This window comes from Burkholderia sp. LA-2-3-30-S1-D2 (assembly GCF_001523915.2).
In the GTDB taxonomy this organism is placed as follows: Bacteria; Pseudomonadota; Gammaproteobacteria; order Burkholderiales; family Burkholderiaceae; genus Burkholderia; species Burkholderia diffusa.
The window spans coordinates 1090581-1104395 of sequence record NZ_CP013384.1; the positions used below are offsets into that span (position 1 = coordinate 1090581).

Genomic DNA, 13815 nt, shown 5'->3' on the forward strand with positions numbered 1-13815 from the left:
CGGCCGTCTGGGCGGGCATGATGCCGCGGGGCCGCGCGTGTCGAGTGGAACGTGATTTTATCACGCGGCGACCGTCGCTTCGGGGCCGCCGTGCATGGCCGAACGGCCGGGAGGGCCGCTCGGAGCGCCGTGCCGCGCCCCCCGGCGCCGCCGTGCGTCAGTTCTTGGTGCCGAACAGGCGGTCGCCCGCGTCGCCCAGGCCCGGCACGATGTACGCATGCTCGTTCAGGTGCGAGTCGAGCGATGCGACGAACAGCTTCACGTCCGGGTGCGCGTCCTGGAACACCTGCACGCCCTCGGGCGCGGCGACCAGTGCGACGAACATGATGTTCGCGGCCGGCACGTTGCGGCGCTTGAGCACGTCGACCGCGTGCACGGCCGAATAGCCGGTCGCGACCATCGGGTCGCACAGAATGAAGATGCGATCCTCGAGATCGGGCAGGCGCACCAGGTATTCGACCGGGCGGTGATCCTCGGCGCGGTACACGCCGATGTGGCCGACGCGCGCGGACGGCACCAGGTCGAGCAGGCCGTCCGACATCCCGATGCCGGCCCGCAGCACGGGCACGATCGCGAGCTTCTTGCCCGCGATCACCGGCGCGTCGACCGCCACGAGCGGGGTTTCGACCCGCTTGGTCGTGATCGGGAGGTTACGGGTGATCTCGTAGCCCATCAGCAGCGTGATCTCGCGCAGCAGTTCGCGGAACGTGCGCGTCGACGTGTCCTTGTCGCGCATGTGGGTCAGCTTGTGCTGGATCAGCGGGTGATCAGTGATGAAGAGATTCGGGAAACGGCTGTCCTGTTTCATGACGGGGTGCCTTGGCGGCAAAAGGGGATCGGGGGCGGCGATGGCGCGAGGCCGGCCGCCGCTTATGGCCGCAATTTTACCAAGGCGCGCCACCTGATCCGGATATTATCGACGTCTCACGACAATCCGCGCGCCGTGTTCGCCCGTTTCCGACCGCTCGCCCGTCCGGCGATGCGGGCGGCTGCGCCGGCGCGCGTCGCCATAAGGGAATCGACGATGGATCTCGGCATCGCAGGAAAGACCGCGCTCGTGTGCGCGGCGAGCAAGGGGCTCGGGCGCGGCTGCGCGGAAGCGCTGGCCGCCGAGGGCGTGAATCTCGTGATCGTCGCGCGCACGCGCGACACGCTGGAGGAAACCGCGGAGGAGATCCGCGCCGGGTCGAACGTGTCGGTCACCGCCGTCGCCTGCGACATCACGACGCCCGACGGCCGCGCGGCCGCGCTCGCCGCCTGCCCGCAGCCGGACATTCTCGTGACGAATGCCGGCGGGCCGCCGCCCGGCGACTTCCGTGATTTCTCGCACGACGACTGGATCCGCGCGCTGGAGTCGAACATGCTGACGCCGATCGAACTGATCCGCGCGACCGTGGACGGGATGATCGGGCGCGGTTTCGGCCGGATCGTCAACATCACGAGTTCGGCCGTGAAGGCGCCGATCGACGTGCTCGCGCTGTCGAACGGTGCACGCTCGGGACTGACCGGCTTCGTCGCGGGGCTGTCGCGCAAGGTCGCGGGGCAGGGCGTGACGATAAACAATCTGCTGCCCGGGCTGTTCGACACCGACCGGATCGCGACGACGCTCGCCGCGTCGGCGAAGGCGCAGGGCGTGACGGTCGACGAGATGCGCGCGCGGCGCGCGAAGGAAATCCCGGCTGGGCGCCTCGGCACGCGTGCCGAATTCGGCGCGGCGTGCGCGTTCCTCTGCAGCGTCCATGCCGGCTACATCACCGGGCAGAACTGGCTGCTCGACGGCGGCGCGTATCCGGGTACGTTCTGACGCACGCACCGCCATTCACGCATACGACAACAATCGACCCACGAAGGAAACGGAGATGAGCAAACCCCGCATCGCATTGATCGCGCACGACGCGAAGAAGGACGAGATCGTCGCGCTCGCGGGCCAGTACCGCGAGACGCTCGCGCAATGCAGGCTGGTCGGAACGGGCACGACGGGCGGCCGCATCGCCGCCGCGCACGGGCTCGAGGTCGAGCGCAAGCTGTCGGGGCCGCTCGGCGGCGACCTGCAGATCGGTGCGGAACTGGCCGAAGGCCGCGTCGACATCGTCGTGTTCCTGCGTGACCCGATGACCGCGCAGCCGCACGATCCGGACATCACCGCGCTGGTGCGCGCGTGCGACGTGCACGACGTGCCGGTCGCGACGAACGTGGCGACCGCGCGGATGCTGCTCGACGACCTGGCGCGGAACATGCAGGACGTCTGCTAGTCGCCCGCCGGCCTGATTGCCCTTGCTGGCGGCAGGGCCATGCACGCCCGGCGGTGACGCGCGAGAATCGGGCGTCGCGACGCGCACCGCCGCCGGTCCTGTACCGATCGGCACCGGCTGGCGTCGGCGACCCGAATTTCCCCTGACCGATTCAGAAACGAGGAGCGAAACGATGCCGAAAGCAATCCGATACGACCAGCCGGGCGGCCCGGACGTGATGAAGTGGGTCGATGTCGAGGTCGGCGAACCGAAGGCGGGCGAAGTCCGCATCCGGCAGCATGCGGTCGGGCTCAACTACATCGACGTGTATTTCCGCACGGGCCTCTATCCGCAGCCGCTGCCCGGCGGCCTCGGGATGGAGGCGGCGGGCGAGGTGACGGCCGTCGGCGACGGCGTGACCGCGCTCAAGGCGGGCGACCGCGTCGCCTACGTCGGGCAGCCGCCGGGCGCGTACGCGCAGGAGCGCGTGATGCCGGCCGAGCGGCTCGTGAAGCTGCCTGACGGGATCAGCTACGACGACGCGGCATCGGTGATGCTGCAGGGACTGACCGCGCACTACCTGCTGCGCCGCACGTACCCGGTGAAGGCCGGTGACACGATCCTGATCCACGCGGCGGCCGGCGGTGTCGGCCTGCTCGTGTGCCAGTGGGCGAAGGCGCTCGGCGCGACCGTGATCGGGACGGTCGGCTCCGACGAGAAGGCCGCGCTCGCAAAGGCGCACGGCTGCGATCATCCGATCGTCTATACGCGCGAGAACTTCACGCAGCGCGTGAAGGAGATCACGAACGGCGCGGGCGTGCCGGTCGTCTACGACTCGATCGGCAAGGACACCTACATCGGCTCGCTCGACTGCCTCGCGCCGCTCGGTCTGTTCGTCAGCTTCGGCAATGCGTCGGGCCCGCTGCCGCCGATCGACTCGAAGGAGTTCTCGTCGCGCGGCTCGCTGTTCTTCACGCGGCCGACGCTGTTCTCGTACGTCGCGAAGCGTGCGGATCTCGAATCCGCGGCCGCCGAGCTGTTCGACGTGATCCTGTCGGGCAAGGTGAAGACGAGCATCAACCAGCGCTATCCGCTCGCGGAAGTCGGCCGCGCGCATGAAGATCTCGAAGCGCGCAAGACGACCGGCTCGACGATCCTCCTTCCCTGACGCATCCCTTCGTGCCGGCGCCACGCCGGCACGCATCCTGACGGGCGGCGCTGGCCGCCGCCCGCCCCGTCTTCATCCCGGCCGCCGTTTCCCACCGCACGCGTTTACGCGTTTTTTATACCGGCCCGATGACCTTTGACCCGCCCTTTACGCGCGTTCCCATAAGGTTCTAGTCGTCTGACTTCGACGACGGAGAACACAAAAATGGATGGGGTATTTATCGGCGCCCTGGTGCTTTTCACTGCGCTGATCCTCGGTTTGCTTGCCGGTTGCGAGAAGCTCGTGCAATACGGTCGCGGGGGGCGCGCATGACCTGGATGCTTTGGCTCGCGGGTGCCTCGACGGCCCTGCTGTTCGCGTATCTCGTCTTTGCGCTGCTGCGCGCGGAGGACATCGAATGAACGCGAACAACCTGTTGCAGATACTGCTGTTCATCGTCGTGCTGCTCGCGGCGGCCGTGCCGGTCGCGCGCTACCTGACGGGCGTGATGGACGGCAGTTCGCGCGTCGTGCGCGTGTTCGGGCCACTCGAGCGCGCGCTGTACCGCATCGCCGGCGTCGACGCCGGCACCGAAATGAACTGGAGGCAGTATGCGATCGCCACGATCGCGTTCAACGCGCTCGGCGCGCTGTTCCTGTACGGTCTGCTGCGCCTGCAGGGCTTCCTGCCCGGCAATCCGCAGCAATTCGGCGCGATGACGGCCGACGGTGCCTTCGACACGGCCGTCAGCTTCGTCACCAACACCAACTGGCAAGACTACACGCCCGAGCAGACCGTCAGCTACCTGACGCAGATGCTCGGCCTGACCGTGCAGAACTTCCTGTCGGCGGCAACGGGCATCGTCGTGGTGATCGCACTGATCCGCGGCTTCGCGCGTCATACCGCGCAGACGATCGGCAACTTCTGGGTCGACCTCACGCGCGTGACGATGTACGTGCTCGTGCCGATGTCGATGATCATCGCCGCGCTGCTGATGAGCCAGGGCGTGATCCAGAACATGAAGGCTTACCAGGACGTGCCGGTGCTGCAGGCGAGCACCTACGCGGCGCCGAAGCTCGACGCGCAGGGCAACCCGGTCAAGGACGACAAGGGCAACCCGGTGATGGTGCCCACGCCGCTCACGAAGCAGACGCTCGCGATGGGCCCGGTCGCGTCGCAGGAAGCGATCAAGATGCTTGGCACCAACGGTGGCGGCTTCTTCAACGCGAACTCGGCGCACCCGTACGAGAACCCGACGCCGTTCTCGAACTTCCTGCAGATCTTCTCGATCCTGATCATCCCGGCCGCGCTGGCCCTCGTGTTCGGCCGGATGATCGGCGACCGCCGGCAGGGCATCGCGGTGCTCGCGGCGATGACGGTCGCGTTCGCGATCGCGATCGGCGTCGAGGTGAGCGCCGAGCAGGCCGGCAACCCGACGCTCGCCGCGCTGCACGTCGACCAGTCGACGAGCGCGCTCCAGCCGGGCGGCAACATGGAAGGCAAGGAAACGCGCTTCGGCATCGCGCAGACCGGCATCTTCACGGTCGCGACGACGGCCGCGTCGTGCGGCGCGGTCGACACGATGCACGATTCGCTGACGCCGCTCGGCGGTCTCGTGCCGATGCTGCTGATGCAACTCGGCGAGGTGATCTACGGCGGTGTCGGTTCCGGCCTCTACGGGATGCTCGTGTTCGCGCTGCTCGCGGTGTTCGTCGCCGGCCTGATGATCGGCCGCACGCCGGAATACGTCGGCAAGAAGATCGAGTCGTACGAGATGAAGATGGTGTCGATCGTCGTGCTGCTCACGCCGCTGCTCGTGCTGGTCGGCACGTCGATCGCCGTGCTCGCCGATGCGGGCCGTGCCGGCATCGCGAACCCGGGCCCGCACGGCTTCTCGGAAATCCTGTACGCGTTCAGCTCGGCCGCGAACAACAACGGAAGCGCGTTCGCGGGCCTGACGGTCGGCACGCCCTTCTACAACTGGATGACCGCGATCGCGATGTGGTTCGGCCGCTTCGGCACGATCGTGCCGGTGCTGGCGATCGCCGGCTCGCTCGCCGCGAAGAAGCGCATCGCGGTGACGAGCGGCACGCTGCCGACGCACGGCCCGCTGTTCGTCGTGTTGCTGCTCGGCACCGTGATGCTGGTGGGCGCGCTGACCTACGTGCCGGCGCTCGCGCTCGGCCCGGGCGTCGAGCATCTGATGATGTGGCTGGGCGCGTGATGCGCGCCCGCATGGCGACACCTTGCAAAGACTGAAGAGATTGAAGAGATCGCAATGACTCAACATTCCGCAACACGGTCCATGTTCGATCCGGCGCTGCTGCGCCCGGCGATCGTGGATTCGTTCAAGAAACTCACGCCGCGCACGCAGTTCCGCAACCCGGTGATGTTCTGCGTGTACGTCGGCAGCATCCTGACCACGATCCTGTGGATCGCGGCGCTCGCCGGCCAGGCCGAGGCGCCGGCGGGCTTCATCCTCGCGATCGCGCTGTGGCTGTGGTTCACGGTGCTGTTCGCGAACTTCGCCGAAGCGCTCGCCGAAGGGCGCTCGAAGGCGCAGGCCGCATCGCTGCGCAGCGCGAAGAAGGACGTGATGGCGAAGAAGCTCAACGAGCCGCATCCGAAGTCGCCGATCCGCATCATGACCGCGTCCGACCTGCGTCGTGGCGACGTCGTGCTGGTCGAGGCCGGCGACGTGATCCCGGCCGACGGCGAAGTCGTCGAGGGCGTCGCATCGGTCGACGAATCGGCGATCACCGGCGAATCCGCGCCGGTGATCCGCGAATCGGGCGGCGACTTCTCGTCGGTGACGGGCGGCACGCGCGTGCTGTCCGACTGGATCGTCGTGAAGGTCACCGCGAACCCCGGCGAGGCATTCCTCGACCGGATGATCGCGATGGTCGAAGGCGCGAAGCGCAAGAAGACGCCGAACGAGGTCGCGCTGACGATCCTGCTCGTCGCGCTGACGATCGTGATGCTGCTCGCGACCGCGACGCTGCTGCCGTTCTCGATGTTCTCGGTCGAGGCGATGAAGGCCGGCCACGTGGTGACGATCACCGTGCTCGTTGCGCTGCTCGTGTGTCTGATCCCGACGACGATCGGCGGGCTGCTGTCGGCGATCGGCGTGGCCGGGATGAGCCGGATGATGCAGGCGAACGTGATCGCGACGTCGGGCCGCGCGGTCGAAGCGGCCGGCGACGTCGACGTGCTGCTGCTCGACAAGACCGGCACGATCACGCTCGGCAACCGCCAGGCGTCGATGTTCGTGCCCGCGCCGGGCGTGACCGAGGAAGCGCTGGCCGACGCTGCGCAGCTGTCGTCGCTCGCCGACGAAACGCCGGAGGGCCGCAGCATCGTCGTGCTCGCGAAGGAACGCTTCAACATCCGCCAGCGCGACATGGCGCAACTGCATGCGACGTTCATCGGCTTCTCCGCGCAGACGCGGATGAGCGGTGTCGATCTGCCCGGTCGTGAAATCCGCAAGGGCGCGGCCGATGCGATCCGCCGCTACGTCGAGACGCACGGCAGCCGCTTTCCGGAAGAAGTGCGCCGCGCGGTCGACGACGTCGCGCGCCGCGGCAGCACGCCGCTCGTCGTGGCCGACCTGCATGACGGCGTGGCGCGTGTGCTCGGCGTGATCGAGCTGAAGGACATCGTGAAGGGCGGCATCAAGGAGCGCTTCGCGGAACTGCGCAAGATGGGCATCAAGACCGTGATGGTGACGGGCGACAACCGGCTCACCGCCGCGGCGATCGCGGCGGAAGCGGGCGTCGACGACTTCCTCGCGGAAGCGACGCCGGAAACCAAGCTCGCGACGATCCGCGAGCACCAGGCGGCGGGGCGCCTCGTCGCGATGACGGGCGACGGCACCAACGACGCACCGGCGCTCGCGCAGGCCGACGTGGCGGTCGCGATGAACACCGGCACGCAGGCGGCGAAGGAAGCCGGCAACATGGTCGACCTGGACTCGAACCCGACGAAGCTGATCGAGATCGTCGAGATCGGCAAGCAGATGCTGATGACGCGCGGCTCGCTGACCACGTTCTCGATCGCGAACGACATCGCGAAGTATTTCGCGATCATCCCGGCCGCGTTCGTGACGACGTACCCGCAACTGCGCGTGCTCGACATCATGCATCTGACGTCTCCGGCGTCGGCGATCCTGTCGGCGGTGATCTTCAACGCGCTGATCATCGTCGCGCTGATTCCGCTCGCGCTGAAGGGCGTCACCTACCGGCCGCTCGGCGCCGCGTCGCTGCTGCGCCGCAACCTGCTGGTGTACGGCCTCGGCGGCGTGCTGCTGCCGTTCCCGTTCATCAAGCTGATCGACATGACGCTCGCCGCGCTCGGCTGGGCCTGATGCGCCGTACCTGAAGGAAGAACCATCATGAAATCGTTGATTCGCCCGCTCGTCGTGATCTTCGTCGTACTGACCGTCGTGACGGGTCTCGCCTATCCGGCCGTGATGACCGTGTTCGGCCAGGCCGTGTTCCCGTCGCAGGCGAACGGCAGCCTGATCGAGAAGGACGGCAAGGCGGTCGGCTCCGCGCTGATCGGCCAGCCGTTCGATGCGCCGAAGTATTTCTGGGGCCGGCTGTCGGCCACGTCGCCGATGCCGTACAACGCGACCGGCTCCGGCGGCTCGAACCTCGGCCCGCTGAACCCGTCGCTCGCCGACCAGGTGAAGGCGCGCATCGCCGCGTTGCGCGACGCGGGCACCGACATGTCGAAACCCGTGCCCGTCGACCTCGTGACGGCGTCGGCGAGCGGCCTCGATCCGGAGATCACGCCGGCCGCCGCCGCGTACCAGGTCGAGCGCGTCGCGAAGGCACGCAACCTGACGGCCGATGCGGTTGCGCAACTCGTCGCCGCGAACACGACGGGCCGCCAGTTCGGCGTGCTCGGCGAGCCGCGCGTGAACGTGCTGAAGCTGAATCTCGCGCTCGACGCGGCCCAGGCCGCGCACTGAGCGTAGGCGACAACCCACGTCCGGCGCGGCCCGATTCGCGTCGGACGGTTTTTCCGACGGCGCATGCGCCGTCTTTGCCTTTTGCGGCGATTTGGAACAACAATGACGGTACTCGTTCGCAATCCCGCGCTTCGCCTTCCTGACGCATGAACCGCCCCGATCCCGACCAACTCCTCGACAAGCTGCAGCGAGACGAAGAAAAGCAGCGGCGCGGCCAGCTCAAGATCTTCTTCGGTGCGTCCGCCGGCGTCGGCAAGACCTACGCGATGCTGCAGGCCGCGCGCCAGCGGCTGCAGGATGGTGTCGACGTCGTCGTCGGCATCGTCGAGACCCACGGCCGCGGCGAAACCGCCGCGCTGCTCGACGGCCTCGACGTGCTGCCGCTCGCGCGCATCGACTATCGCGGCCGCACGCTCGCCGAATTCGATCTCGACGGCGCGCTTGCGCGTGCGCCGCAACTGATCCTCGTCGACGAACTCGCGCATTCGAACGTGCAGGGCGCGCGTCACCTGAAGCGCTGGCAGGACGTCTACGAACTGCTCGACGCGGGCATCGACGTGTACACCACCGTCAACGTCCAGCATCTCGAAAGCCTGAACGACGTGGTCGGCGCGATCACCGGCATCCGCGTGTGGGAGACCGTGCCCGACCGCGTGTTCGACGCGGCCGACGAGGTCACGCTGGTCGACCTGCCGGCCGAGGAACTGCTCGCGCGGATGCGCGACGGCAAGGTGTATCTCGCGCAGCAGGCCGAGCGCGCGGTGCGCAATTTCTTCCGCAAGGGCAACCTGATCGCGCTGCGCGAACTGGCGCTGCGGCGCACGGCAGACCGCGTCGACGCGCAGATGCGCGAATACCGCGCCGACCGTTCGATTCAGCGCATCTGGCAGGCGCGCGAGCGGCTGCTCGTGTGCGTCGGGCCCGGCCCCGAGGCGCCGACGCTCGTGCGCGCGGCCGCGCGGCTCGCCGCGAGCCTGAAGGCCGACTGGATCGCCGTCTATGTGGAGACGCCGCGCCTGCAGCGGCTGCCCGACGCGCGGCGGCAGCGCACGCTCGACGCGCTGAAGCTCGCGGTCGAGCTCGGCGCGGAGACGGCCACGCTCGCCGGCGACGACGCGGTCACCGCGCTGATCGGCTATGCGAAGGTGCGCAACGTGTCGAAGCTCGTTGCGGGCGGCTCGCCGAAGGTCGGGCTCGCGCGCCGCTTCGCGCGGCCATTCGGCGAAAAGCTCGCCGAGCGTGCGGGCGACGTCGACCTGATGCTGATCCGTGCGTCGGCGAGCGACGAAGTGCGCGCGGCGCCGCTCGACGCGCGCGCACGCGACTGGCGCGACGCGTTCGCGCAATTCGGCATGCGGCGATCGCCGCCGCGTCACTACCTGTACGCGGCCGCGATCTGCGCGGCGATCACCGGCGTCGCGAGCATCGTGTCCGAGCGGCTCGACCTGACGAACCTCGTGATGCTGTACCTGCTCGGCGTCGTGTTCTCGGCCGTGCGGCTCGGGCGCGGCCCGGGCGTGCTGCAGTCGTTCCTGTCGGTCGCCGCGTTCGATTTCTTCTTCGTGCCGCCGCGCATGTCGTTCTCGGTCAGCGACACGCAGTACCTGCTGACCTTCTTCGGGATGCTGCTGACGTCGCTCGTGATCAGCCACCTGACGTCGACGCTGACGCGCCAGGCGAGCATCGCGCAGCGCCGCGAGCGCCGCACCGGCGCGATCTACGCGATGGCGCGCGAGCTCGGCGCGGCGTTGACGACCGAGCAGATCGTCGAGATCGGCAGCCGCCACGTGGGCGAGGTGTTCCGCGCGCGCGTGGCGTTCCTGCTCCCCGACAGCGCGGACAAGGTGCGGCAGAAGATCGAGGAGCCCGATGCGGCCGTCACGCTGACGGGCGCCGATCTCGACAGCGACGTCGGCCAGTGGGTGTACGACCAGCAGAAGCCGGCCGGCCGCGGCACCGACACGCTGCCCGCGACCGCCGCGCTGTACCTGCCGCTGAAGGCGCCGATGCGCACGCGCGGCGTGCTCGCGGTCGCGTCGCGCGACCCGCGTGAGCTCGAGGTGCCCGAGCAGTTGCGGATGCTCGATGCGTTCGCCGCGCAGATCGCGCTCGCGCTCGAGCGCGTGCACTACGTCGAGATCGCGCGCGACGCGCTCGTCAACATGGAATCCGAGCGGTTGCGCAACTCGCTGCTGTCGGCGATCTCGCACGATCTGCGCACGCCGCTCACGACGATCGTCGGCTTCTCGTCGATGCTCGCGAACGGGCGCGCGGCCGCGCAGGGCGGCGACGCGGCGGCAGCCGAACGTTTCGCGCAGCGCGAGGGCGAACTCGTCGACGCGATCCACGACGAGGCGCTGCGGATGACGGGCATCGTCACGAACCTGCTCGACATGGCGCGGCTGCAGGCCGGCAGCCTGCAGCTCAAGCGCCAGTGGTCGCTGCTCGAGGAAACCGTCGGCGCCGCGCTCGCCGCGTGCAAGCGCGTGCTCGCGCGGCATCCCGCGCGCGTGTCGCTGCCGGCCGACCTGCCGCTCCTGCAGATGGACGCGGTGCTGATGGAGCGGCTGTTCACCAACCTGTTCGAGAACGCCGCGAAATACACGCCGCCCGATACGTCGATCGACATCGGCGCCGAGCGCGTGACCGACGACGGCCAGCCGTTCGTGCGCGTGCACGTCGACGATCACGGCCCGGGCCTGCCGGCCGGCATGGAAACGCGGATCTTCGACAAGTTCACGCGCGGCGAGAAGGAATCGGCGACGCCGGGCATCGGGCTCGGCCTCGCGATCTGCCGCGCGATCGTCGAGGCGCATGGCGGTAAAATCGGCGCGCTCAACCGTACCGCGCCCGACGGCCGCGTGACGGGCGCGCGCTTCTGGTTCACGCTGCCGGTCGACACGCCGCCGGCCGTGCCTGCCGTACCCGACGACGAAATCGACGTGCCCGGCGCATCGTCCCCCTCCGAGCCATTGCCAGACCATGAGTGAACCGAGCCTGACCGTCGTCCTGATCGAGGACGAGAAACAGATCCGCCGCTTCGTGCGCGCCGCGCTCGAAGAGGAGGACATCGCCGTGTTCGAGGCGGAGACGGGCAAGCAGGGGCTGATCGACGCGGCGACCCGCAAGCCCGATCTCGTGATCGTCGATCTCGGCCTGCCCGACACCGACGGCCTCGACGTGATCCGCGAGCTGCGCGGCTGGTCCGAGGTGCCGGTGATCGTGCTGTCCGCGCGCGCGCAGGAAGAGGAGAAGGTCGCCGCGCTCGACGCGGGCGCAGACGACTACCTGACCAAGCCGTTCGGCGTGTCCGAGCTGCGCGCGCGGATCCGTGCGCAACTGCGCCGGCGCAACCAGGGCGGTGCGAACGAATCGCCGAAGGTGGGCTTCGGCGGCGTGACCGTCGATCTCGCGCTGCGCCAGGTGTGGCGCGACGGCGAGATCGTGCACCTGACGCCGCTCGAATACCGGCTGCTCGCGACGCTCGTGCGGCATGCGGGGCGCGTGCTCACGCACCGTCAACTGTTGCGCGACGTATGGGGGCCGTCGCACGTCGAGAGCCATCACTATCTGCGGATCTACATGGCGCATCTGCGCCAGAAGCTCGAGCGCGATCCTGCGCAGCCCGAGCACATCATTACCGAAACGGGCGTCGGCTACCGGCTCGTCGGCGCTGCGTGACGTCCGCGGCATGCCGCGTGATGCGGCCCGAATGCAAGGCCGCAAGCCGGTGAAGTTGCATCGGCGCGACATTGCGGCCGCATGCGCCGGCCGCGCACACCGGCCACGGATTCCCCGCTATGCTGATCGTTCTGCGAACGAAACCGAGGAGCGTGCCATGTCCGTCCGTCTCGTCGTCATCAGTGCGCTGGCGCTTGCCGCGCCCGGCGCGTTCGCGCAGCCGCTGCCGCCCGGGCAGCAGCCTTCGGCCCCGCAGCAGGCGCTGGCCAATCCCGCGTCAGTCAATTGCGAAAAGCTCGGCGGCCGCCACGTGATCCGCAACCTGCCGAGCGGGCAGGTCGGCATGTGCGTGTTCAAGGACGGCCGCGTGTGCGACGAATGGGCGTTGTACCGCGACGACCGCTGCGTCGGCGGTGGCGGCGCCAGGCGCGTGTCGAACTGAGACCGGGCGCGGCAGGGCGGGCGTGGCCGCGCCATGCGCCGGCCCGACCCCCGTTCGCCCCCGAGGCCGGTGCATCCGGCATGCCTGTAAGCGTCTTGTTATACTCGGCGCCGCCCGGGGACGACCCCGGGTCATTCGCTTCAACGGGGACGGCCCCATCCGATCCGGAGTACGTCGAGATGGCGTGGGTATTGTTGTTGATTGCCGGTTTGCTGGAAGTGGCCTGGGCGGCCGGCATGAAATCGTCCGAGGGTTTCACGAAGCTCGGACCGTCGGTGTTTACGATCGTGACGGCGCTCGCCAGCTTCGGGCTGCTCGCGGTCGCGATGCGCCAGTTGCCGCTCGGCACCGCGTATGCGGTGTGGACGGGGATCGGCGCGGTCGGCGCGTTCGTGTTCGGGATCGTGATGATGGGCGAGGCGCTCACCGCCGCCCGCGTCGCGAGCGCGTCGCTGATCGTGCTCGGGCTGATCGGCCTGAAGCTGTCGTCGGCTGCCTGACGCCAACGCGCCGGGCGCCGGCCGGCGTCCGCGCCCGGCCGTGACGCACTGCGGAATTGCGGCGGCCCTCCTGCCAGCCTGTCTATAATGGAACGGATTCGGGCCTGAATGTCGCCGTGCCGTTCTCGGCACGCGGCGCCGGTCGCCATGCGCCGCGCGGCCGGTCGTACCGACTCGATCCGATCAATCGGCAAAGCGCACGGAAAAGTGCAAGGAGAGGGCCATGATCGAGGCCATTTCGCTCGGCGCGGGGCTCGCGTGGGCGAGCGGGCTGCGCCTTTACCTGACGGTGCTGATCGCCGGCGTGCTTGCGCGGGTCGGCTGGCTCCATCTGCCGGACACGCTCGCGGTCCTGATGTCGCCGTGGGTCATCGGCGCCGCCGCCGTGCTCGCCGTCACCGAATTCCTTGCCGACAAGATTCCCGCGTTCGATTCGCTGTGGGACGCGGTGCACACCTTCATCCGCATTCCGGCCGGCGCGGTGCTGGCCGCCGGTGCGCTCGGCCATGCCGACCCGACCGTGCTCGCGGTCGCCGGGCTGGCAGGCGGTTCGCTCGCCGGTGCCGCCCACGTCGCGAAGGCCGGCACGCGCGCGCTGATCAACCTGTCTCCCGAGCCGATCTCGAACTGGGTCGCGTCGTCCACCGAGGACGGCCTCGTGTTCGGCGGCCTCGCACTCGCGTTCTTCGTTCCGCTCGCGTTCCTCGTCCTGCTCGCGGCGTTCATCGCGGCGTCGGCCTGGGCGCTGCCGCGTTTGTGGCGCGGCGTGTCGGGCGGCTTTCGCGGGATGGCGAACCACATGGTGTCGCGGCTCAATTCGATCGGGGGCAAGCGCGATTGAA

General features: G+C 68.9%; 13 protein-coding genes. 12 read left to right on the forward strand and 1 reads right to left on the reverse strand.

The features are described from left to right. Window positions 1-157 precede the first annotated feature (157 nt). Complete coding sequence (upp, locus tag WS66_RS17705) at window positions 158-808, reverse strand: uracil phosphoribosyltransferase (RefSeq protein ID WP_006478229.1); 651 nt, start codon at window positions 806-808, stop codon at window positions 158-160. A gap of 216 nt (window positions 809-1024) precedes the next feature. Between upp and WS66_RS17710 the strand changes: the two genes are divergently transcribed. The 12 genes from WS66_RS17710 (at window position 1025) to WS66_RS17765 (ending at window position 13814) form a co-directional block, all read left to right on the forward strand. Further along, window positions 1025-1804, forward strand: coding sequence for an SDR family oxidoreductase (locus WS66_RS17710; RefSeq protein ID WP_059600397.1), 780 nt, complete (start codon window positions 1025-1027; stop codon window positions 1802-1804). 55 nt (window positions 1805-1859) lie between these two features. Continuing rightward, window positions 1860-2252, forward strand: a complete 393-nt coding sequence (locus tag WS66_RS17715) for a methylglyoxal synthase (protein ID WP_059533273.1) — start codon at window positions 1860-1862, stop codon at window positions 2250-2252. A 172-nt stretch (window positions 2253-2424) separates the two neighbouring features. After that, window positions 2425-3399 carry a quinone oxidoreductase family protein gene (locus WS66_RS17720; protein ID WP_059600398.1) on the forward strand — a complete coding sequence of 325 codons (975 nt, stop codon included), beginning with the start codon at window positions 2425-2427 and terminating at the stop codon, window positions 3397-3399. A gap of 308 nt (window positions 3400-3707) precedes the next feature. Next, complete coding sequence (gene kdpF / locus WS66_RS17725) at window positions 3708-3800, forward strand: K(+)-transporting ATPase subunit F (protein ID WP_006752209.1); 93 nt, start codon at window positions 3708-3710, stop codon at window positions 3798-3800. Then, on the forward strand, window positions 3797-5602 hold the full coding sequence (gene kdpA / locus WS66_RS17730; RefSeq protein WP_059600399.1) for a potassium-transporting ATPase subunit KdpA: 1806 nt from the start codon (window positions 3797-3799) through the stop codon (window positions 5600-5602). Before kdpF ends, kdpA begins: the two co-directional genes overlap by 4 nt. A gap of 54 nt (window positions 5603-5656) precedes the next feature. Continuing rightward, window positions 5657-7741 carry a potassium-transporting ATPase subunit KdpB gene (kdpB, locus tag WS66_RS17735; protein ID WP_059600400.1) on the forward strand — a complete coding sequence of 695 codons (2085 nt, stop codon included), beginning with the start codon at window positions 5657-5659 and terminating at the stop codon, window positions 7739-7741. Window positions 7742-7768: 27 nt separating this feature from the next. Further along, on the forward strand, window positions 7769-8350 hold the full coding sequence (gene kdpC, locus WS66_RS17740) for a potassium-transporting ATPase subunit KdpC (RefSeq protein WP_059600401.1): 582 nt from the start codon (window positions 7769-7771) through the stop codon (window positions 8348-8350). A gap of 146 nt (window positions 8351-8496) precedes the next feature. Continuing rightward, on the forward strand, window positions 8497-11340 hold the full coding sequence (locus tag WS66_RS17745; RefSeq protein WP_059600402.1) for a sensor histidine kinase: 2844 nt from the start codon (window positions 8497-8499) through the stop codon (window positions 11338-11340). Further along, complete coding sequence (gene kdpE, locus WS66_RS17750; RefSeq protein ID WP_059600403.1) at window positions 11333-12031, forward strand: two-component system response regulator KdpE; 699 nt, start codon at window positions 11333-11335, stop codon at window positions 12029-12031. Before WS66_RS17745 ends, kdpE begins: the two co-directional genes overlap by 8 nt. Before the next feature lie 157 nt (window positions 12032-12188). Continuing rightward, a complete protein-coding gene (locus tag WS66_RS17755) occupies window positions 12189-12473 on the forward strand; it encodes a putative hemolysin (RefSeq protein ID WP_059600456.1) in 285 nt (94 codons plus the stop codon). Between the two features lie 179 nt (window positions 12474-12652). Continuing rightward, window positions 12653-12973 (forward strand): quaternary ammonium compound efflux SMR transporter SugE, encoded by a 321-nt coding sequence (gene sugE / locus WS66_RS17760; protein WP_059600404.1) that lies wholly within the window; start codon window positions 12653-12655, stop codon window positions 12971-12973. A 223-nt stretch (window positions 12974-13196) separates the two neighbouring features. Beyond that, window positions 13197-13814 (forward strand): DUF4126 domain-containing protein, encoded by a 618-nt coding sequence (locus WS66_RS17765; protein ID WP_059600405.1) that lies wholly within the window; start codon window positions 13197-13199, stop codon window positions 13812-13814. The last annotated feature ends 1 nt before the right edge of the window (window position 13815 follow it).